The following is a 23,374-nucleotide window of genomic DNA, read 5'->3' as shown; positions in this document are numbered from 1 at the left end:
GTGATGGAATTATGTCCTGAAAGTGGTGTCACTTTTTTAGTGGCGGGTTCAGTTGGAAAACTGGAGGTTATGATCACCCGTCCTAAAAACGTCGAAAAGTCTGTGACAGGTATCATTTGTCATCCACATCCCCTATATGGTGGCACGATGCATAATAAAATTGTAACCATAATCGCTAAAGCATTTAATCAATTAGGTTTAAAAACAGTACGCTTTAACTTTCGAGGCGTAGGAAATAGTGAGGGACAATATGATAATACTATCGGAGAAACTGATGATCTAAAAACTATTATAACATGGGTTAGATATAATCATCCTAGAGATGAAATTTGGTTGGCTGGGTTTTCTTTCGGCGCTTATATCTCTGCTAAAGTGGCTAACGCGGATCACACTATTGCAAGACTTATTACTATTGCTCCTGCTGTGAATCATTCCGATTATGCTTCCCTAACGGATATTATTTGTCCTTGGTGGCTTATTATCGGCAGGGAAGATGAGTTAATTCCTTTTGTTGGCGTTGAAACTTTCGTGCATGATTCCCCTGTTGCGATCAAATTCATTCCTGTCGAAAAGGCCACTCATTTTTTTCATGGTTTTTTGATTAAATTGAGAGAAATCTTAATCCTGGAGTTAGCATTGGTGTGTTGTTGAGTGTGATGAGAAGTGACAAATGAGAATAATTCTCAATTAACTTGACACCGTTCCTCCGCTTGGAGGATAATACCGGAAATTTAACTTGTATCTTATTCTAAATAAGGAAAATTAACTGTGTTGGCTCTATCTAATCTAAGAGTTGGAGAATTTGGTAGAATTTTGGGATTTCGTGGTAGTGGTGATAAGGGATATCGTCAGAAATTACTGGCGATGGGGTTAACACCTAACACATTATTTGAAGTCATTCGGCGAGCTCCCCTAGGAGATCCAATCCAAATTCGAGTACGTGACTTTTATCTCATCTTACAGCAAGATGAAGTGGCTCAATTGGAAATCGAGCGCGAGTAAATTAATGGGTCAGAATATGACTATCGTTTTAGCAGGGAATCCTAATTGTGGTAAAACGGCCGTTTTCAATGCGCTAACTAGAAGTCGTCAGCAGGTTGGAAATTGGCCAGGCCTGACGGTAGATAAAAAGTATGGTTATTTTCAACATCAAGGAATCCAAATTAAAGTTGTTGATTTGCCTGGCGTATATTCCAGTGTTGTTTTCAAAGAAGGTGCTATCGATGAGAAAATTGCTTGCCAGTATTTGTTGTCTGGAGAAGCTGATATTGTGATCAATGTAATTGATGGTAATAATCTCGAACGCAATTTGTATCTTACATTGCAATTGCTAGAAATGAATATCCCTACTATTTTAGCCATTAACATGATGGATATTGTGAAGGAACGTAATTTGGAAATTAATTTAAAGCAGTTAAGCAAGTTACTAAATTGTCCGGTGGTAAGTTTAATTGCTTGCCAAAATAAAGGTATCGATTCGCTGAAAGATACTATCGTAATAATAAAAAAAGATATGTTACCAAAATTTGCTTTACCTCTACCTATAGAGATTAAAAAAGCTATTTGTTTGCTTTCTGAAATGATGATGGTAGATCACGTATCTCGTGCACAATGGTTAGCATTGCGTTTATTAGAAGATGATCATTTTACAAAGCAAGTAGTTAATCCATCGATTCTAAAAGAAAGTAAGCGAGAAATGCAATTCATCAAAACGAAATTAAATGAAGAATCTGACATTTTAATAGCTGATGCGCGATATATGTTTGTTAACAAAACTGTGAATCAGGTAACACAACTAGCTAAAATGCCATGCCAGTCTTTGACACAACGGATTGATTATATTGTATTGAATCGTTTTTTAGCTATTCCAATATTATTTGGTGTTATGTATTTAATGTTTTTATTTTCAATTAACATTGGTGGTGCGTTTCAAAGTTTTTTTGATATCAGTAGCAATACTATTTTTGTCGATGGTTTATCACGTTTATTAATATTTTGGCATTGCCCTGTTTGGCTGACAGTGATTTTAGCTGGAGGTATTGGAAGAGGAATTAATACCACAATTACTTTTACACCAGTCATTGGAGGTATGTTTTTATTTTTCGCGTTCTTAGAGGATAGTGGCTATATGGTGCGTGCAGCTTTTATCATGGATCGATTGATGCGTGCCTTGGGTTTGCCCGGAAAATCATTTGTGCCCATGATTATGGGTTTTGGATGTAATGTGCCAGCCGTAGTGGGCGCACGTATGTTAGAAAACCAGCGTGATAGGGTGTTAACGGTCATGATGATGCCATTCATGTCGTGTGGGGCACGGTTAGCTATTTTTGCTGTCTTTGCAAGCGCTTTTTTTCCGAAGAATGGGGCGATTATTATTTTTGGTCTTTACTGCATAGGTATTTTAGTGGCTGTACTATCAGGATTAGTTTTGAGAAAAACCATTTTACCAGGAAAACCTGCACCGTTAATCATGGAGTTGCCACCTTATCATATTCCACGTGTAGGTTCTTTATGGCGACATATGTGGCAACGATTACAAAACTTTTTATTTCAGGCAGGCCGTTATATTGTTCCAGTTTGCGCCATTATTGGCGTTCTGAATTCAGTTACCGTAGGAGGAAAATTGGTACGAGAATCTGATCAGCAATCCTTATTATCTGTTGCAGGCCGGATGGTAACCCCTTTATTTACACCACTAGGAATAAAACGAGAAAATTGGCCAGCTATTATTGGCTTGACAACTGGTATTTTAGCAAAAGAAGTTGTGGTTGGAACGTTAAATAGCTTGTACAACGAACGATGTCATGTAACCCAACAAATCGCTTCGCAATTTGATTTTTTTTGCGGATTGGCTGATGCCGTTAAGTCAATACCTAAAAATTTAGGTAGATTGGGTAATGCATTTAAAAATCCTATTACAGCAACAGCAAATAAGGATTCACATGAGATAGATAAAATAGCTTATGGGGTTATGTATCAACAATTCGACGACGATGCCACTGCAGCATTTCCTTATCTGTTATTTATTCTATTGTATTTTCCTTGTATATCGACAATGGCTGTGATGCAACGCGAAATAGGGAAGCAATGGGCATTATTTTCCGCGTTATGGAGTACCGGTTTGGCTTATGTATTGGCCGTTATTTGTTATCAATTACTCACAATAGCCTATCATCCGTGGACAACGTTATGTTGGGTTGTACTATTATTAGCAGCATTAACCATAGTGGTAGCATTATTGCGATATTATGCTTCTTCTCACCTTGATAGGAGAAATACAATGTTCTAGCTCTACCTGAATTACCTAGCTACAGCTTTTTTGAATTTTAGTAAAGAACAAAAGTTTTCTGAGGTTTAAATGTTGTTATCTATCAAGACGTTTTTAAAAGAACGAAAATCGGCTGATTTACAGGAATTGTCACTTTATTTTTGTAGTCATCCAGATGCCATGCGCTATTTATTAGCGCACTGGATTCGCAAACGAAAAATATGTCGTCTAACTAAACCCAAAGGGTGCAACACAAAATGTCAAGTTTGTCAAGTACAATTTACTGAGGTATATCAGTGGGTGGAATGATTGCTTATCATCAAAATACACTTTCAGTGTATTTTTTGGTTTTTTGATATTATGATACAAGAATCTAGGTATCGTGTTGTTAAGGTCGGTTACTCTCGTCTAAATTCGGTTGGTAGTTAGAATGCGGCAGTGAAAAAGCATAATCGTGTATTATGCTTCTTAAAAGCTACGTTCTTTTTAAGTACTGAATTAATATAGTCGATCTATAGTATATTGAGACAATATTTTACCAAACTATCTTTAACGAATTTCTTTTGATTCTTTCTGGATATTCTAGTCATTCATACTGCTTGAATTAAAATGGATTCTTGGACATAACCTATCGAGTATCTTTAGCAAATCTTACAACTTTATTTTTATAACCTTGTGAACTTTATAGTTGTGAAATTGAATATCCAATTAACTATTTTTGGGTACTTCCTGAATTTGAGTTAGATCTTCATCTTAAAACACGGATAACTCTGTAATCTAAAGCAATAAGAGTCTTTTAAAAATAAATTTTTTATTGCTTTCTTCTTTTTTCTGTAGCATCTGCTTTTATCACTTTGTTCAATAAAAATAACATTGCTAAAGATTGTTGACTGTTCCTCAGAAAACAGTGTTGTAGCGCTATTGATTTTTTAGCAGCTGCTTTTTCTTTTTAATTAAGTAGTGTTATGCTCCTTATAATTATTTATGTTAGTTTAAGCGGTGCTCATTTTCCGTCTTCCCCATAATCATCTGATGCTGTCTTTTAGTTTTAGTTTTTGAGTTATATCTTTTAAAATGAGAAGCTAACTGCACTGTGTCAGTTTTGATTATTAGCAACAATAAAATGCTCTTTAACTTTAAAAACATACTGTGTAACTCGTAACTTATTGTTACTCAAATATTCTGGAGTTAAATTTTAGCAAATATTTTTTAAAAATAAGATTATATTAAGATTATACTCTTAAGTGCAGAGTTCAGATGCTTAACTTTTAGCACAGTGCTATTGGAAATGGAAAACAGAGGGGAGAAAGCACATCTGATACTTCATCTGCATCTTCGTATAAGTGAAATTGTAAAGACGTTCCTAATTATTAGGAACCAGAATCATAGAAATTGCTTTGAATCAGAAATGTCGTTTCTCGGTAGTCCTAATCTTAAGATGGAAAGAGTTTTACCTATATGTTTAATGTTAAGTGATATAAACAGAAATGGAAATTTAGACTCAATTTATCGATACCGCATTTTTAATTGTAACTAGATAATTTAAAAAAAATTTAATTTAACATCGGCTAGTGAAAATTATATTTTGAGCTAACATCATTCCTGTAAAAGAAGGAATGATGTTAGCTCTATCCTTGAAGAATTATTTCACCATTTCCTTTGCTCAAGTCTTCAAAAAGATCGCATTAACTTATTTTTTTATTGATGTTGTGGTCTGTAATTTCAGGGTATGAGCGGATAATTTCTACTTTTATAAGGCGTACAAGCTCTATAGTGCATGCTTTTTGCATTTTACGCTAATTTGTTATACTTTCCTAATATTATTTCTTTCTTTTTAAAGCACTCTAATAGCTCTCCTTAATACTGTATATCATTGATAGTGATTTTACACTTTTATGCTCAGAATAAGCATGCTTGACTTTGTTATTCTTGTTAGTTAGATAATGTAAATAGCATATTTAGAAAATTATTTAGACATGTGTGTCTTGTATTTTACAAGAATATACTGTATCATGATCAATTTGCTTCTAAATATTTTAGGGGATTTGGCCTGTGATGACTTATATAGCCAATGTAAACACGATAAGTCGCCGCTGGTTATTGGTTGACGCCAGTGGTAAGGTATTGGGACGACTTGCTAGTCAAATCGCAGCGATTTTACGAGGAAAACACAAAGTAGAGTATACTCCTCACATAGACAGCGGAGACTTTGTGATCGTTATTAATGTTGATAAACTAATTGTCACAGGTAATAAAACTGAAAGTAAGCAGTATCATCGTCATTCCGGTTATCCGGGTGGTCTGAAGACTACTAATTTTGCTAATTTACAGGCCAGAAAACCGGAACGTCCGTTAGAACTAGCAGTTAAAGGTATGCTACCTAGAGGCCCTTTAGGGCGTCGGATGTATCGTAAACTGAAGATTTATGCAAGAAATAAACATCTACATGAAGCGCAGCGGCCAGAATTGACTGGATTATAAGGGAGGGTCCTGAGACAGGTGGCACAAGAGATAGAAAAGCAGAGTCTAGGTACAGGCCGGCGGAAAACTGCCTGCGCGCGGGTTTTTTTAAAATCAGGTACTGGGGAGATATTCATTAATGGAAGACCATTGGACGCATATTTTAGCCGGGAAACTGCTCGTATGATCGTACGTCAACCGTTGATCAAATTGGATGTTGATTCCCGATTTGATATATATGCGACTGTTGAAGGCGGTGGGCATAGCGGACAGGCAGGTGCCGTTCGTCATGGAATTGCCCGTGCCTTAATAGGTTATGATAAAGAAGGTGGGGAATGTGGTTCTTGGGGCAGCATGTTGCGAAAAGCAGGATTTGTTACTCGTGATCCGAGAATGGTTGAGCGTAAGAAAGTAGGCCTGCATAAGGCACGAAAAGGCACCCAGTACTCCAAACGATAAAATCCACATGACGATGCTAAAACGCTCAATCATGACTTTGTATTCAGGTCCTTTGGATATTTATAGTCACCAGGTCCGCGTCGTATTAGCGGAAAAAGGCGTTCATGTAGATATAGTTAGTGTCGATTCTAATCACCCTCGTGAAGAGTTAGCGGAGCTTAATCCTTATAATACTTTACCGACGTTAGTGGATCGTGAGTTAGTTTTATTCAATCCACATATCATTATGGAATACCTAGACGAGCGTTTTCCTCATCCACCGCTTTTACCAGTCTATCCTGTCGCTCGTGCTATATGTCGCCTATTAATGTATCGTATCGAACGAGATTTATACTATCAAATGAAAACTATTGAAGAAGGAATTCCTAAGCAAGTAGAGGCAAACCGTGATGCGCTGAAGAAGGATCTAATTGCGATGGATCCTATTTTTGCGGAGAAACCCTATTTTATGAGCGATGATTTCATTTTAGTTGATTGTGTGATGGCGCCATTGTTATGGCGATTACCATATGTTGGCGTGAATTTATCGCGTACCTCAGCAAAAGCAATTTTCAATTATAAAAAACGTCTCTTTGAACGAGCATCTTTCCGGGCAAGTTTGAGCGAAGCAGAACGTGAACTTAGAGAAACACATGATGCCTAGTCGTCCTTATATATTAAGGGCACTCTATGAATGGCTTATTGACAACCAACTCACTCCCCATATTATGGTGGACGTTACGATTCCTGATGTTGAGGTACCAAAGCGCTTTATTGAAAATGATATGATTATCTTGAATATCGAGCCAAAAGCGGTAGGGAATTTACGTATGGGAAATGATGCCATTGAATTTGATGCGCGTTTTTCTGGAGTTGTTCATCATGTTTTTATTCCTATATTCTCTGTTAAAGCGATTTATGCTATCGAAAATAACTATGGGATGATATTTAATGATGAAGAAGTGAACGGAGAGAGTGGTGGAAGAAATCTTCTGCCGACAACCGACGACATACCAACTAAGACAGGTAGGCCGGCTTTGAAAATCGTTAGATAGGCTATTGGGTGAAATTGTTGTACAATGACCTTTATGAATTTCTCAAATATCACGCATCTCATTGCAGTTATTATTTTACCGCTTTTATTCGCGATTACCTTACATGAAGCTGCTCACGGTTGGGTAGCCAATAAATTAGGGGATAAAACAGCTTTCATGATGGGGCGTATTACACTGAATCCTATGAAGCACATTGATCTTTTTGGCACTATTATTTTACCGATCTTAATGTTGGTTCTTAGCAAATTTACGTTTCCTTTTGGTTGGGCGAAACCTGTCCCTGTTACATGGCAAAATTTAAAAAATCCTCGTCGTGATATGATGTTAGTTGCTCTAGCCGGTCCATTGGTTAATTTTGCTATGGCGTTGTTATGGGCTGTAGTGACGAAATTAAGTCTTTTTTTCGGAGATAATGTGGACAACTCTATTAGTATTGTTAGAGATGTTTCCGCTTTCTTCTATAACGCAGGGTTTTTTGGGGTATTGATCAATATAGTTTTGATGATACTCAATTTGATTCCGATTCCTCCTCTCGATGGTAGTCGAATACTCTTAGCAATTTTACCGAAAAGAGTTTCTTATAATTATTCTAAAATAGAGCCGTATGGAATTTGGATTTTATTAGGACTACTAGTGTTTGGTTTATTAGGTCGTATTCTTTTACCGCCCGCATTATATTTGAGTCAGTTGGTTTGTCTGATTTTTGGATTATGAGTAATTTTCTAAGTAGAATTCTATGGTCAGCATGCATTTGTTATAGTAAAGATGAGTTTTTTTATTCGTATTCAAATACTTTAATAACCTTTGTTACGCCAGAAATTCGTCGAGCTACATCAGCTACCATAGCTGCTTGTTTAGGAGTAACGATTCCCATCAAATAAACAACATTATTTTGTGTAATTACTTTAAGATTAGAAGAACGCAAGCCAGGTGTACCTAATATAAGAACACGAGCTTTAGTAGTGATCCAGGCATCATTTGCCTGCTGTATGGCTGAAGTTGGAATATTAATGTTAATCTCGTTGTAAATGCGTCGAATATTCGGGATTTTTGAAACGATTTGATAAGCATAATCACGCATTTCTGGTGTTTTCACTTCTCCTACAAGTAAAGCAATGTTGTTAAATACTGAAATGGAAATATGAGATTGACCTTTGAGCAGAGAATCATTGGACAATTGGTATTGAGCCAAAGAATAAGCATTGTAATCCTGCTTCATCGTTTGGTAATTACGTTGATCATAGATTACTGCTCCTCCCAATGTTGCGCCAGCAGCACCTGCAACAAGTATGGCAGCAGGCACACAGCCTACTAAAGGAAAAATGAATAAAACTAAGAATAATAGTTTTTTCATATCTATTCCTCAAATGCAAAAAAACAATTGTCGATCAATAATATCGCAGAGACAGTGAATAATCAGTAAGTGAGTTTCTTGAATTCGTGCGGTTGATGTAGCCGGAACACGTATCTCAATATCATTACTATTGAGCAGCGCTATAAGTTCTCCACCATCATGGCCCGTTAATGCGACGACATTCACTTCTCGTTGATGAGCAGCTTCTATTGCCTGGAGAATATTTTTTGAGCGACCACTCGTGCTAATAGCTAATAGTATATCACCGCTGGATCCTAATGCCTTAATTTGTTTTGCAAAAATTTCAGTGAAGCTATAATCATTGGCTATGGAAGTCACGGTGGATGGATCGGTGGTAAGTGCAATAGCTTGTAAACTCGGCCGTTCCGATTCAAAACGATTCAGCATTTCTGAAGAAAAATGCTGAGCGTCCGCAGCTGATCCTCCGTTACCACAGGTGAGTATTTTGTGATGCTTAAGTAAACACTGGACCATCAATGCTCCTGCCCGAGCAATTGGATCAACAAGGACATCGATCGAAGTAATTTTAGTTTGAATGCTTTCGTTAAAATTATATTTGATACGTTGATATAAATCCATGAATAACCTCCTAATGCAAAATTACCATTCTATTTCAATCGCGCATTTTTAACCTAGGCAATCGATCGATTTTCAAGTGATCTAAAAAATATCAAACTGACGAGGTATTCTATCGATGAGGTAGTCTTTTTGTAAGTAATAATTTTTTTTTGGAAAGCAAGAATGAATAACAATAAATCAAAATAATAAAAATGGTGGTTTCCATGAGATAGTGTTGTTTTAAAATCGACATTATTTCGAGTGGATGTGTGAAGCGCGTGGAGCGGTAATAGCACACTGCAATAAAGCAAATCATCCGGACCAATTAATGATGCATAATCAAACTAATCTTTCCATCTCTGAAACGAAAAGATTTTCGTCGTGAGATATTAAGGAATAATTCTTATCATTGTAAATAATCACCACTCTTTTGAACTATAAACCGACTCTATATCGTTAACTGTATTCGGTTGTTAATTACGCTCAGCTCAAGCCAACTGGAGAAAATACACTGCTTGGTAATAAATATCAAGATTCTATGGCACTTTAGAGGTTATAGCAAATGGCGAAGAATTTATCTAATTGGCGTATTCACTGCGTTTGGTAAACCTAGAGCAACAAAACTCAGATATGTCATCAAAGATCACACCATCAATATCATTGATCTCCTTGTCTCCTTTCACAGCGGAAGAATACATTGAATAGGTAATGGACATAGGCGTATGCTTAAGATATGCGTCAAAATCTCCGTATCGATGAACAAAGCAGCTAGGATGTTTGTTGTATGAAGTAATCCACTAATTTGTCCTTCACGTTGCTCAGTTTTATCAATGTGTGAGAAATATTTGACCAAATTGTTTTTTTAATAAATTAATTGAGTAGTAACTTTATCACTTAACGATTATTAGTTTATGTGAGCAATAATTCCCTGCTAAGAATCAGCAAAGATAATTCATAATTCATAATAATATGGGTATATCGTTTATTTCATATCTTTATCGCTACTTGCGTGGTTAAATAGCCTCTTGATTAAGTGGTTTGCTGATAAATGCTGCCGATATCTTTTCCGTTAGTGTTTAATAAATGAGTGGGCATGCAGCCTGATTATTTTGCTTGATAGTGGATAGTAAAATTCATTTCGGATTATATTGGTCTTGATTGGTAAATGAGCTTTCCAGAGACAAAAGAAGAGTAATTTTTTTATGTTGGCCGCTAGTAGCCGGCGGATTCTAGAAAGCGGAAAAAGTCTAATTATGAAGTATGTTTGTGCATTACATTCGCAAGAATCATGAATCTTTAATGAAGAGAGATTTTGTGTTCTTAGACATATCTAGGAGAAAGGCGCGAACATAACAGATACTGATCATTTAAATTTTTGATTATCAGTAGCATCGAGTAACAGCAGATATTCCACTGAAGATATTTTTAAGGCGCTTAGCATTTCATTGAAAATGTCTACGTTATATCCGTGTTATGAATTTAAAAAGCGCGAATTAAGTGTACCTTTTAACTAATAATTGCCTTAAGGAATTGGTACTACATATAAAACAACAAAAAGATTACATAACAATCGATACCGAAGAAACGTATCGGTTATAGTTATAGAGGTTTCTTTAGATATTTTGTGAGCTTATTTAAAGACAAATCTTTTAAAAAATTAGAGAGATTAAAATTAGCTATTCAAGTGTATTAAAACGGTAATTGAATGGTTGATTGACTTAGCGTATGACGAAGAGCAGCGTATTCCCATCCGATTGAAAAATAGGCTTATTAGGATTCAGCAATTAGGGTCACGCAAATAGAATTTATATTAACCACAACATCATGAGCAGTGTCGTGCCGTCGCTACCGGTCTTTTAATGAGGTGGATGTCAGGTACTGACCACAAGCTGATGATCACATCAGTTACATTTACCTCGAGCTTTTATCTCTACATTATTAACAACACTTCCAACTATTAACACTATTGCTGTTGGCGATAGTGCCAGCTTGATAGCGATGGAAAGTCGATTGTTAATTGCGTAATTGAACTTGAGCCGTATTCTACATTATCGCGCTATTTCTTCTTTTTATTTTACAGGACTTGGTTAAAAATTACCATAGGATCTTGATATGGTTTTATATTGACTTTAATAGTTTTCTTTATGAACTGAGATTAGTAAGCGTGAGTTTTAGGGATTCTAAAAGGATATAAGTAGTAATGAGCGAGTACTTAAATAATAACAATAGAAGTTATATAGAATCTTAAAAAGTGTAGTTTTGCTATCATTGAAGTAATGTATAAATACAATGTGTGTAGTAAAATCAAGTAGGTGAATAATATAGATGTATTAAATTTTGATCCAAGGTTAGCTTCTACGTGTGTAAAAAGCAGTTGGCTTTTCTAGAATCGTTTTGCTGAATAGTGGAGAGCCCTGTTACTATATCTATACTGCTAATTTAAATAACTTTGTTGGGATGAATGTCATTAAAATCTGATTTGGAAAAGACTATAAAGACTATATGGAATGATTGATTTTATTCATCTTTCAAATTAAGATGTCTAAAATGACGATTTTTTAGATGAAAACAAAAACGAAATCAGTAATGTAGAAACATAAAGGTAAAAAATAAAAGGAAAAATTTTTGGCTACTGATAAAAATAAATTGAGCGCAAAAAATATTGTCTAGAAATTTATAACAATAACGTATTAAGATTAAGGTACAGTGCTTAAGCTAGAGAAAGGCCAAGATCATTCTTGATTTGTTGAATTTTGTTGCATGGATTAATATGGATTGATCTTGATAACTCTTCATAAACACGGAGGATAATATCGCTCTTCTCGTTAAAAGTGCTGTTAAAAGTACTAGTTAATGAATGGCAAGATCTATTTAGCGCATATCTATGAGTGCGTATCTATGAGTGTATATCGTATTCGATACACCTCCATAGGAGAGTGCCTGTGAAAAACTTGTGTGTTGCCTCAGTAATTGTATAGTGAATACTGAACTCCTGGTGTTATTAATTGAAATGAAACTGATTTTTGAAATAAATTTAACTTCTAAAAAGAAAAATTACCCCGTCATAGTACAAACGGTTTTCTCAAAATTAAACTGTGAGTAGTGATCCAGATCTTTGAATTTTTACGAATTGTCACTTGTATGGTACAAAAATGAGATGGAAAAGTAGTGAGTGCCACTTTTTATCTCTGAAAGGTTGATTATGCTATTTTTACAGAGTAATAGCGTCTGTACTTTACTCCGTCAACAGCAAATGCTCTTTTGCTGTAAGCAGAAGAGATCAGATATTAGAGGTATTAAGGCGAAATTCGGCTATTTTGTCGATTGTGACGATAGCCGATTAGACAATAACGATCGGGAACGATTAGAACGTTTATTACCCAACGCCTATTTTTGTGATCATTTCCAATTCAGAGAGACTTTTGCTTGTTGGGTTGTACCTCGAATAGGAACGATTTCTCCTTGGTCATTGAAAGCCACCGATATTGCCAACAACTGCGCAATTCCTATTAGTCGTATTGAAAGAGGAATTTATTATGTTTTTCAAGGGATTGCATCAACTGATAAGCAAAGTATACAAGCTATAATTTCAGAATTATATGACCCCTTGTTAGAATCCATTTTATTTTCCAATGATGATTTGCCGTTGTTGTTTCAACACCCGTCATCCAAAACGTTTAACTCGATTAATATTTTAGAAGGAGAAACGGCATTAAAAGAAGCCAATCAAAATTTGGGACTGGCTTTAAGCGATGATGATATTAATTATTTATCAAGTGTTTTTAAGAAATTAAATCGTAATCCTACCGACGCTGAACTAATGATGTTCGCTCAAGTAAATTCCGAACATTGCCGACACAAAATTTTTCATGCAGAGTGGACAATTGACAGACAACGTAAAGATGAATCCTTATTTGCGATGATTCATTACACGTATAAAACACATCCTAACCAGGTCATAATGGCTTATCGAGATAATGCGGCGATTATCAAAGGTCATACGACAGATTATTTTTCTATTAATCCAGCCAACAATCTTTATGGGATGCAAAAAGAACTTATACACATCGTACTAAAAGTAGAAACTCATAATCATCCAACTGCTATTTCACCTTTTTCAGGTGCAGCGACAGGGAGTGGCGGAGAAATTCGTGATGAAGCAGCCACGGGGCGAGGTGCGCAAAGCCAGATGGGATTAACAGGATTTTCTGTATCGCATCTAAAAATTCCTGGTTTTTCACAGCCTTGGGAAATAGAAAAAAGTAAACCGAAATCATTAGCGTCTGCATTAGATATCATATTACAAGGATCTATCGGTGCTGCTTCATTTAATAATGAATTTGGGCGACCAAATGTTTGTGGTTATTTTCGAACGTTGGAATATGGTCCATATGGTTATCATAAGCCCATCATGATAAGTGGCGGCATTGGGCATATTCGTCATTCTCAAATTGAAAAAGAAACTTTTAGTGAAGGAGCGTTGTTAATTGTCATGGGTGGCCCTGCAATGGCGATTGGATTGGGTGGAGGTTCAGCTTCTTCAAAAACGAGTGAAGAATCTACAGAAGCTTTAGATTTTGCTTCAGTTCAACGATCCAATCCAGAAATGCAGCGTCGGGCACAAGAAGTTATTAACGTTTGTGTTGCCTTTGGAAAAGACAATCCAATTTTAAGTATCCATGATGTTGGTGCAGGAGGGTTGTCGAATGCATTATCGGAATTAGTGCATCTCACAAAGTGTGGCGGCGAATTTAAATTGCGAGATATTCCAAACGCAGAACCTGGAATGACTCCGCTTGAAATTTGGTGCAATGAAGCACAAGAGCGATTTGTGTTAGCTATTAAAGCAGAATCATTGGTAGTTTTTCGTGATATAGCTAGGCGAGAACGTTGTCCTTTCTCTGTGGTTGGGCAAGCTATAGGAAATAAAAAGTTGATTGTGAATGATGAGTATTTTAATAATCAGCCTGTTAGTCTCCAATTGTCTTTATTGTTCGAAGATATACCGCCCTTAAAATGTGAAGATAAACATTTTGAATCGTTACTTCAATCCAGAGTGGATGTTACTTCTCCTGAGGTAGATTTATTTTCTTTCCCGACAAGCTGTGAGCTGATGCAGCAAGACCGTGAATTCAGCAGGAGAAGTGTAAGTGACGGAATACGAGCTTGCGATAGTACAAGCACAAATTTGGATTGGAGAGAGACAGTAAAACGTATTTTGCAATATCCTTGTGTAGCTGACAAAAGTTTCTTAATTACGATTAGTGACCGTACAGTAGGAGGCATGGTCGTCCGAGATCAAATGGTTGGTCCATGGCAAGTACCCGTGGCTGATGTTGCCGCAATAACTCATAGTTTTACGGAATTTCAGGGACAAGCATTAGCTATAGGCGAACGATCACCGATTGCTATTATTCATCCAGCGGCATCGGCACGAATGGCGATAGGAGAAGCCATTACAAATATCGCCGCAAGTTCCATTGAAACACTTTCCAATCTGGTATTATCAGCCAATTGGATGGCTGCAGTAGATACTCCAGGGGAAGGGGCAGGTTTGTATGAAGCGGTGAATACTGTTGCCAAAGAATTGTGTCCCGCGTTAGGGATTTGTATTCCTGTGGGGAAAGATTCATTATCTATGCGGACCATTTGGATGGATAAAGGTCAAAATAAAACCGTCATATCTCCCATCTCATTGATCATCACTGCAATGGCACCTGTGGTTGACGTACGCAACATCTTAACACCTCAATTACAAACAGAGATAAAAAAAACTAAGCTATTATTAATCGACTTAGGGAACGGCGCTAATTCATTGGGCGGATCATGTTTAGTACAAACCAATAATTTATTGGGTCAAAAAACACCTGACGTTAATGATCCCATGTTATTGCGTCATTTTTTTGAAGCGATTCAATTGCTCAATCGAAAAAAATTATTGTTAGCTTATCACGATCGATCTGATGGCGGTTTATTTGTCACTATTTGTGAAATGGCTTTTTCTGGACGTATGGGCGTTACTATCAAATTGGATTCACTAGGTATTCATCCAATAGCTAGTATATTTACTGAAGAATTAGGTGCTGTCATTCAAGTTAAAGAGGAAAATATTGAAGAAATATTAACCATTTTAAGGAAAAGAAATTTAAAAGCCCATACCCACATTATAGGAGAGGTCAATAATTCAGATGAAATAGTGATTAATTTTGAGAACAAAACACTCTATCGTGAAACTCGTACGACGCTTCAAAGGTGGTGGAGTGAGACGAGTTATCGTTTACAATCTATTCGAGATAATCCAGATTGTGCCAAGCAACAATTTGATTATTTTTTAGATAAAAAAAATTCGGGATTAACTGCAACAGTCACTTTTGATATCGAAGAAAATATTACCTTACCTTATATCAATAAAGGCGCACGACCACGTGTAGCTATTTTACGAGAGCAAGGAACTAACGGTCATCGTGAAATGGCAGCGGCATTTTATTTGGCAGGTTTTGAGAGTGTAGATGTACATATGAGTGATTTATTGGACGGTAGAGTTAATTTAATGAATTTTAAAGGACTCGCAGCTTGCGGCGGTTTTTCTTTTGGTGATGTGTTAGGGGCGGGTCGTGGATGGGCACAATCGATTTTAATGCATTCTAAAATTTGCGATGAGTTCGCTTCATTTTTTCACGATGTTAATCGTTTTGCCTTAGGTATTTGCAATGGATGCCAACTTTTTGCCCATTTAAAATCTTTGATTCCTGGTGCTCAGCACTGGCCGGCTTTCAAGCGCAATATGTCAGAACAATTTGAGGCGCGTTTGGTTCTAGTTAAAATTTTTGAATCACCATCTATCTTTTTCAAAGATATGAGAGATAGCCAGTTACCAATCACTGTTGCTCATAGTGAAGGTCGGGCTGTTTTTCAAAAAGGAGAAAAACAATTCATAAAAGATAATAAACTCGTTACATTGTGTTACTTGGATTACAATTGTCAACCTACAGAAACTTATCCAGCTAATCCTAATGGCAGTCCAGATGGTATTACAGGACTTACTGTACCGGATGGTCGCATTACCATTTTAATGCCTCATCCAGAGCGTGTTTTTCGCACTGTGCAACTGTCTTGGTATCCTAAAAGATGGAAAGAAATGAAAATGAGTCCTTGGATGCAGATGTTTCGTAATGCGCGTGTTTGGATAGATTAATTGTGACCTTCACCGCAAGAGGATGTCGGAAAAATCGTTTTTTGAATTTTTATTTCTGCAGAAGAGTTCAGCGTATGCGGCGAACTTGTTTGTTAAAAAGATATTTCCATAGTTCTTATTGAAATCGCAATATCAGGATAACTATAGTGCAGCCTGTTTCTTATTTTTCACCTCAGTGTTGATGAAAATTGTGGAAGTTCCTTGCCTTGATAGACATCAATACATTACTGATATTAATCTAATTTACGACCTCCAGTGCTTTTATGAGTCAATGCATTACCAAACGCGTTGCTTGGTAATTAGCCACTTAACTTGTCTATTGGTTCATAATAATCTTACTGACCACTTATTCCCTCCTTTGGCAAAAGAATAAATTATCATAAATAATATGAATGTTGTGGAGGACATGATGTGTAAAACCGATTAGATTATGATCTGAGTTGGCAATTAGATGGATATATGTCAGATTATATTTGTGCTTGTAACGCCGACGTTTTGTAAGGGAAACAAACAATGAATATTATTAGTCAATAAGATGCCTGTACCTAGTTGATGAGTGCAGTAAAATCAAGGGTATTTTAGTTCTATAAAATAATCAAACATAAATGTGATGAATAAAAATTACTCAAAGCAAAATTGTAAGTTAAATTGTCAGATCAGGTAAAATATGAATTTGTTGTCGGTATTTAGTTATAATTTATAGTTATAATACACACATCCATTAATAACACTTGGTAGATGTGTCTAGATTTTTAAATATGCGTGAACATACAGAGGCATGCATTAATGAGTTAGCACATCAGCTGATTTACTTTTAAGTTTGGTTGAAGATATTTTGGGTTTTACTTGTCTTGAAGTGGAAAAATTGGAATCAAGGCATTCTTTTAATTGCTTTATGATAAAAATTTTTCGTCATCAAGTAAATCATACAAAAGAATTAGCATTAATGTGCATCACATTTCATTCTAACTAGTTATTTATTCATGGACTTAATTATATATTTTGTCACATATGTCTTGATTTAGTTAGTAAATGCAGTTAAGTCCACAAAACAGGATAGGAAAGCAGTATTCATATATTTATTGATCTTGTTAAAAATGGGGAATAGTAGAATTTTACTAAAATTCTAGTAGAAGATTCTGGCGAATACCTAATGAAATAAGAATACTTAATGAAATAAATTAATACTGCTTTGACGTTTTAGTCGAACAATGTCAGCTTATATCAACGCTTATGAGGGATTGTAACTAGAAATTTAGGCGTTGTGAAAAACTTACTATCGATTTTAAGTGGAGAAATTTATGTTGCGCTTTATCAATTAAATGAAAAGAAGGAAAAGATTAGGATATAAATAAAGATGTGTCATGTACGTTTACGTGGATATCAAAACCAAATGAGTGTGGTTCTGTCTTGGTACGTGAAATGCAGCAGTTAAAGAGTAATGAAAGCATATTTCAATTGTTTCGATGGTATCTCATGTGTTGAATTTGGAAAAGCATAAGTGTTTAGAAGTTGAGATGGATGGTTTTTTTTAATAAGCTACTATAACGAGTAGATTATAAAGGGCATTACTGGATGGTATATTTAACCTTAGTTACTGAATTGTATGCTTTAACCTTAAACCAAAAATCAAGGAAAGTTTTAGTGTGTCCGATTCATTTTAGTGTATCCTATATGAATTAATAATTAAAATATAAGTTATAAATAATCATTTGATGCTTATATGAAGAAGAATGTGACATTAATGTTGGAGCTGAGGTTGCTAGTAATTTAGTTTAGGGTGATTTTATGAAGTGGAATATATGTTAGATCTATAATAAAGTAAGAGGTATAAAGTAAGAAGCGAGACATGCAAATGCCGATATTTAGATTTATTAAATTGTTTAACTTAATCTATTACTGTTATTACGGATAGATATCCTGGTGAGCTATCAGCGTCGCAACAAGATAAACAAGATTATTTGCAGTAATAAAGCGAGTGCGATTATCTTTACTAATTCAGCTGTAGATACATCATTTTCGGGAGGAATAAAAAGTGGGAATAGTTTCTCCTGGTTATTATTTCCTGTTTTACAATTCGAAAGAGATAGAAGGAACAGAAAGTTCAATAAAGAATATTCACTTCGGTACGTGTTCATTTCACTTCCTGTATTAATTTTATTTCATTTCATTTTCATACGAGTGTGTTTATTAATTTTTATTCGGTCTTTTTAAGGATTACAAATAGGTTGTAAGGTTGTTAATTTTGCATGCATTAATAGGGTTTGGTATTTTTAATGTTTTTATGTGCTAGACTAATATGTTGATTAATGCACTTTATTGATGAATACAGATCCTTTCCTCTAATGTGCTCTTTTAGTATGTCTTTTGTGAAGAATAATTTTAATAGTTGGAGGTTTTAAGAGTTTATGACTATAACTATAATTGGCATCGCATTATAAATTTAGGAGTGTAAGAAATTTAGGAGTGTAAGTGAAATTACATTGATACTTATACCTCCTGTTGAGTTAGTATTTTGCACTAGGGTTTTGTAAGCGGTTTTTATTCTAAGTTTAGAAAGTTATCAGTATATGGTGACGCAATACGCTTAACAAAACAGAATCTTGTATCGGAGGATGTTAATTGTTGTCTCGTTATAGACTAACAAAGATTTGCGTTTATTTTAGTTTATTTTACATTAATGAATATCTTTTAATGAATATCTTTATGGTTAGAAATGTATTTTAATTATTTTCTAGTAATAATAACTGCTTAATTTAGTATGGGCATTACAACACAACCCATAATGATACTGTTTTCAGTCATTCTAGAATAAGTATTTTGTAATGGGGATTACATCGTTAATAACAGTAGAAATTGATTTAGCTTACTTCCGAAAAATTTAATTTACCTCTCCCAAAAACCTAAAAGGTGACGTAAGACATATGGTTTTGTGGTTATGAAAAATCTTTCTGTGATCTTATCAGGAAATTACATCTTACCATTGTCGTGGTTAATATAGGATGGCGCGATAATTTTAATTGACCGACAATGGTTATTGTATCATATAGTGGATAGAGAATTAGTGGATAGAGAATAAAATTTTTAAGTGACTGTTGTGTTTATTTATTAGTAGTAGAGTGAGGCTAGAAATGATGAAGAGATTTTTTAGAAATCGGTGTTGCACTTGTAATGCTTCTTCCTGTACGGTATCAATTTCTTAGCTGAGAATATTTTTATTCCTGTCTAATGATATTTCGTTAATTATCTCAACGAGATGAGTGTGCGAGACAAGATTTTCCGTCTTATTTAATTATTTCTCGAGTATGTTTTCGCTTTGCCATTTTCTAAATCTGTTGCGCTTAACTCAAATGTTTCTTCTATAATGAGACAGAATTTTTGCATGGGCACGATCACTAAACTTATCAGTACTAGGCGATTGCATAGAATTATCGGATAGTTGCCATACTATCATGTAATTAAGAAAATGAGGAAAATTTTTACGTAAAGATATAATTTCTTTAAAAGTCACAATTGCTTGTTATTTAATATATTGGCATTCGAGAGCAATTAGAATCTAAATAGGTTTTGATAGCTCATTTTCTTAGTGAGCTCATCAAGAAATCCTTTGGTGTTCCAATGTTTGCGTGTGGTACGGGAGAAATTCCGCCGATGAAAAATTAATTGGACCAATGGTTAATTTTAATCTCACTTAGGCATGAGTAAAACATTTAAAAAATTATCCGTATCCAGTAACGTATCAATACGATAAATATGTGGGTCTTTATTGATATATTTTAGGATATTACCTGTTTTTATAAGGAAGATATAGGAGCAAAATTAGACTTTGACATGAGCTAATTTTAAGTGAAACATTAACACCTTTAAAAAGCGAGCAATTTCACCACCAGTTATCAGACGATGATCACTCGTTACAGAAAGTGGTAATGTTCGATGAGTGGTAGGGGTGCCGTTTTCCAAAACAACTTCATTTCGTACACGTCCAACACCAATGATAGTTACAATCGGTGGAAGCAATATGGGGTTGGTGTAACGGCCAGCGACAGTGCCGAAATTAGAGAGCATGATAGTTGCGTCCCGAAGATCTTCTGGGAGAAAGGTTCGACTTTGAGCTTGTTCTTTGAATCGATTAATTTGTTGGCGTAATTCGACATCATTATGGTGGACAATATCTTTTAATACCGGAACATACAAACCATCTGGTGTATCCACCGCTATACCTATGTTAATAGACTTTTTTAATTGATATCCCATAGCTTCGCCATTAAAATAAGCATTCATGATCGGCACTTCATTACAAGCCGCTTCAATGGCGCGAATCAATCGAATAGTGATATCATGTTCCCCAACCCAACCATGTAAATCTGCATCATCCATTAAACTTACTGGCACCACATCTCGATGGGATTGAGACATGCTTTGTACCATTGCCCTTCGAACGTTCGATAAAGGGGTTAATTTTCCCTCGTATTTTTGATGAGAAGTCGTATTAAGTGACTGGATTATTTGCTTGACTTCCTCAGCAGTTATCATATTTCCTTTGGGCGTGATATGAGACAGGTCAACTCCCAATTGTTTTGCCAGCATACGAACGGCAGGAGTTGCTTTGATAACTTTTTTTTTAGCAAGTTGTACAGGTATGCTATTTACGTCTTCCTGTAAGGTAGTTTCACCAGCTTCAATTGTTCCCACAATTGTACCCGTATCTTTTAGTGTTTTAGACTCTCCAGCTTCTCCTTCAAACCCGATCAACGGATTCCCCGTTTCAATCGTATCGCCAGCTTCACCATATAACTTTTCAATTTTTCCTGCGAAAGGAGAAGGTACATCAACTAATGCTTTTGCTGTTTCCATCGCTACCAACGGATGATCAACATCTACTTTATCACCCACTTTGATGTACCATTCACGAATCACAGCATCTGGCAACCCTTCACCCAAATCAGGTAATTTAAATATTTTCATAAGGAGAACTCCAACACTGATTGTGCGGCCTTAATAATACGATTAGTGCTCGGCATGTACTTTTTTTCTAATTTGAAGTAAGGCATCACCGTATCATAACCAGCCACACGTTTGATAGGGGCTAACAATGATAATAATCCGTGTTCAGCAATACTCGCAGCGATTTCTGCACCAACACCGCAATTAAGAGGTGCTTCATGGATAATGACGCAGCGCCCAGTCTTTTCCACAGATTGTAAAATTGTCTCTATATCTAACGGCTTGATCGTGGCGATATCAATGACTTCAGCTTCTATTCCTTGAGCAGCAAGTGATTCTGCGGCTTCCCAAGTTTCTTTGATCATAGCACCCCAAGTAATTAAAGTGATATCATCTCCTTCACGCAATAAAAAACAGCGATCGAGCGACAATGCTTTGCCGTCATCTGAAACTTCTTGTTTGACTAAGCGATAAATGCGTTTTGGTTCGAGAAAGAGAACGGGGTCTGGATTGCGAATTGAAGCTAATAATAGACCATAAGCTCGGGCTGGCGAAGAGGGGATGACGACGCGTAGACCAGGGATATGAGCGAACAGGGCTTCCATGCTTTCAGAATGGTGTTCTGGTGCGTGAATGCCACCTCCAAAGGGAGCGCGATACACGATGGGACAATGCAATCGTCCTCGTGTCCGATTACGCATTCTTGCAGCATGATTGAGAATATGGTCTAAACCGGAGTAAATAAATCCCTCGAATTGAAATTCGGCCACGGGTTTTAATCCTTGAGTTGCCATCCCTACGGCAATACCAGCAATCATGCTTTCCGCTAAAGGAGTCTCTAAAACTCGTTCTGCTCCAAATTTTTCAAGTAAACCTACCGTTGCACGAAAAACACCGCCGTTAATACCAACATCTTCACCTAGAACGATAACAGAATCATCTTGCATCATTTCATAAGTGAGTGCTTGATTAACAGCTTCAATCAAGGTAATTTTACTCATATTTTACTCTCAGTAAGTTCTTCACGCTGTTTTTTAAGCGACTGTGGAAGTTCCGCATATAAATAATCAAATATGTCTGTTGATTTTGGCGGCGGTATATTCAAAAATTCTTCAACAATTTGTTCGACTTCTTGAGCTAGTTCTTTTTGTAGTTCCGTTTCTTTTTCTCTAGACCATAAATGTTGGGATTCTAGGTAGCATCCGAGGCGAGCGATGGGTTCCATTTTCCAAGCGGCTTTCGATTCTTCCAATGGTGTATAACGTGTCGCATCATCGGCGGTAGTATGGTCGCATAAACGGTATGTAACGGCTTCAATCAACGTGGGGCCGCCATCATAGCGAGCTTTTTCCAAAGCTTTTGAGACAGCATAACGTACCGCAATGACGTCATTGCCGTCGACTTGCAAACCTTCAAATCCACCAGCAATAGCTTTCTGCGCCAATGTTTGACAAGAAGTCTGTTGAGAGCGAGCTACTGAAATAGCCCACTGATTATTGTTAATTACAAATACTAAAGGTAATTGCCAACAGCCAGCTAAATTGATAGCTTCATAAAAATCTCCTTTAGAAGTTCCCCCATCACCACAGATGGTTAATACAGCCCGTTTTTGTTTACGATATTTTACTACATAAGCTACACCCGCTCCATGTAATAATTGGGCTGCAATGGGCACACAATTGGGAAGATCTTCTTTTACTTGAGGATTTGAATAATAATTTCCTCGCTCATCTCCACCCCAATAAGCTAAAAATTCCGATAATTTAATTCCGCGCTCAAGACAAGCTCCTTGATCTCGATAGTAAGGACAAAAAATATCTTCTGCCTGCATAGCATTACCCATTCCAACACCAACAGCTTCTTGTCCACGCGCTGAAGGGAAAGTGCCGATTTGACCAGTACGTTGCAAGTTAACAGCTTTGTTATCAAAACGACGAATTAGAGCCATTTGGCGATAGAGATGCAGCAAACTATCTGGATTCGCAAATTCAGGAAAGAGCTGAGTAGGGCAGCCGTTTGCGTCGAGAAATTGTAAATAAGAAATCGAAAAACTAGCTACTGTTGTTTTTTTCTCTGTCATA

At 36.2% G+C, this 23,374-nt stretch carries 15 protein-coding genes; 10 read left to right on the top strand and 5 right to left on the bottom strand.

The window, feature by feature from the left end; translation table 11 throughout:
* Positions 1-3: 3 nt before the first annotated feature.
* From CEAn_RS03210 to CEAn_RS03170, 9 genes are all read left to right on the top strand, one after another.
* Positions 4-651: an alpha/beta hydrolase gene (locus tag CEAn_RS03210; protein WP_211923758.1), complete on the top strand. Its 648-nt coding sequence runs from the start codon at positions 4-6 to the stop codon at positions 649-651.
* A 117-nt stretch (positions 652-768) separates the two neighbouring features.
* Positions 769-1,002: a FeoA family protein gene (locus CEAn_RS03205; protein WP_211923757.1), complete on the top strand. Its 234-nt coding sequence runs from the start codon at positions 769-771 to the stop codon at positions 1,000-1,002.
* A gap of 16 nt (positions 1,003-1,018) precedes the next feature.
* Entirely contained in the window at positions 1,019-3,289 is a 2,271-nt protein-coding gene (gene feoB / locus CEAn_RS03200; protein WP_244670059.1) for a Fe(2+) transporter permease subunit FeoB, read from the top strand.
* Positions 3,290-3,358: 69 nt separating this feature from the next.
* A complete protein-coding gene (locus tag CEAn_RS03195; RefSeq protein WP_211923755.1) occupies positions 3,359-3,577 on the top strand; it encodes a FeoC-like transcriptional regulator in 219 nt (72 codons plus the stop codon).
* A gap of 1,743 nt (positions 3,578-5,320) precedes the next feature.
* The gene (gene rplM, locus CEAn_RS03190; RefSeq protein WP_211923754.1) at positions 5,321-5,749 is read left to right on the top strand and encodes a 50S ribosomal protein L13; all 429 of its coding nucleotides are present in this window, start codon (positions 5,321-5,323) and stop codon (positions 5,747-5,749) included.
* A gap of 18 nt (positions 5,750-5,767) precedes the next feature.
* Positions 5,768-6,187 (top strand): 30S ribosomal protein S9, encoded by a 420-nt coding sequence (gene rpsI, locus CEAn_RS03185; RefSeq protein WP_211923753.1) that lies wholly within the window; start codon positions 5,768-5,770, stop codon positions 6,185-6,187.
* A 13-nt stretch (positions 6,188-6,200) separates the two neighbouring features.
* On the top strand, positions 6,201-6,830 hold the full coding sequence (locus CEAn_RS03180; protein WP_211924185.1) for a glutathione S-transferase N-terminal domain-containing protein: 630 nt from the start codon (positions 6,201-6,203) through the stop codon (positions 6,828-6,830).
* Positions 6,820-7,221: a ClpXP protease specificity-enhancing factor gene (locus CEAn_RS03175; RefSeq protein ID WP_211923752.1), complete on the top strand. Its 402-nt coding sequence runs from the start codon at positions 6,820-6,822 to the stop codon at positions 7,219-7,221. The genes CEAn_RS03180 and CEAn_RS03175 overlap by 11 nt, the downstream gene beginning before the upstream one ends.
* 33 nt (positions 7,222-7,254) lie before the next feature.
* Positions 7,255-7,935, top strand: a complete 681-nt coding sequence (locus CEAn_RS03170) for a site-2 protease family protein (protein ID WP_211924184.1) — start codon at positions 7,255-7,257, stop codon at positions 7,933-7,935.
* 61 nt (positions 7,936-7,996) lie between these two features.
* Here CEAn_RS03170 and CEAn_RS03165 read toward each other — a convergent pair whose 3' ends face one another.
* Entirely contained in the window at positions 7,997-8,575 is a 579-nt protein-coding gene (locus tag CEAn_RS03165) for a BON domain-containing protein (protein ID WP_211923751.1), read from the bottom strand.
* 9 nt (positions 8,576-8,584) lie between these two features.
* Entirely contained in the window at positions 8,585-9,175 is a 591-nt protein-coding gene (locus CEAn_RS03160; protein ID WP_211923750.1) for a phosphoheptose isomerase, read from the bottom strand.
* Between the two features lie 3,181 nt (positions 9,176-12,356).
* On the opposite strand from CEAn_RS03160, the gene purL reads away from it, so the two are divergent.
* Complete coding sequence (gene purL, locus CEAn_RS03155; protein WP_211923749.1) at positions 12,357-16,349, top strand: phosphoribosylformylglycinamidine synthase; 3,993 nt, start codon at positions 12,357-12,359, stop codon at positions 16,347-16,349.
* Positions 16,350-20,168: 3,819 nt separating this feature from the next.
* Here purL and CEAn_RS03150 read toward each other — a convergent pair.
* The 3 genes from CEAn_RS03150 to pdhA are packed head-to-tail and all read right to left on the bottom strand — an operon-like array spanning position 20,169 to position 23,373.
* Positions 20,169-21,314, bottom strand: coding sequence for a dihydrolipoamide acetyltransferase family protein (locus CEAn_RS03150; RefSeq protein WP_211923748.1), 1,146 nt, complete (start codon positions 21,312-21,314; stop codon positions 20,169-20,171).
* A complete protein-coding gene (locus CEAn_RS03145; RefSeq protein ID WP_211923747.1) occupies positions 21,311-22,294 on the bottom strand; it encodes an alpha-ketoacid dehydrogenase subunit beta in 984 nt (327 codons plus the stop codon). The genes CEAn_RS03150 and CEAn_RS03145 overlap by 4 nt, the downstream gene beginning before the upstream one ends.
* The gene (gene pdhA, locus CEAn_RS03140; protein ID WP_211923746.1) at positions 22,291-23,373 is read right to left on the bottom strand and encodes a pyruvate dehydrogenase (acetyl-transferring) E1 component subunit alpha; all 1,083 of its coding nucleotides are present in this window, start codon (positions 23,371-23,373) and stop codon (positions 22,291-22,293) included. Before pdhA ends, CEAn_RS03145 begins: the two co-directional genes overlap by 4 nt.
* Between the last annotated feature and the right edge of the window lies 1 nt (position 23,374).

The organism is Coxiella endosymbiont of Amblyomma nuttalli, from assembly GCF_018107685.1.
In the GTDB taxonomy this organism is placed as follows: Bacteria; Pseudomonadota; Gammaproteobacteria; order Coxiellales; family Coxiellaceae; genus Coxiella.
The sequence above is the reverse complement of the archived record's forward strand: the minus strand, read 5'-3'. Positions and strand labels throughout refer to the sequence as shown.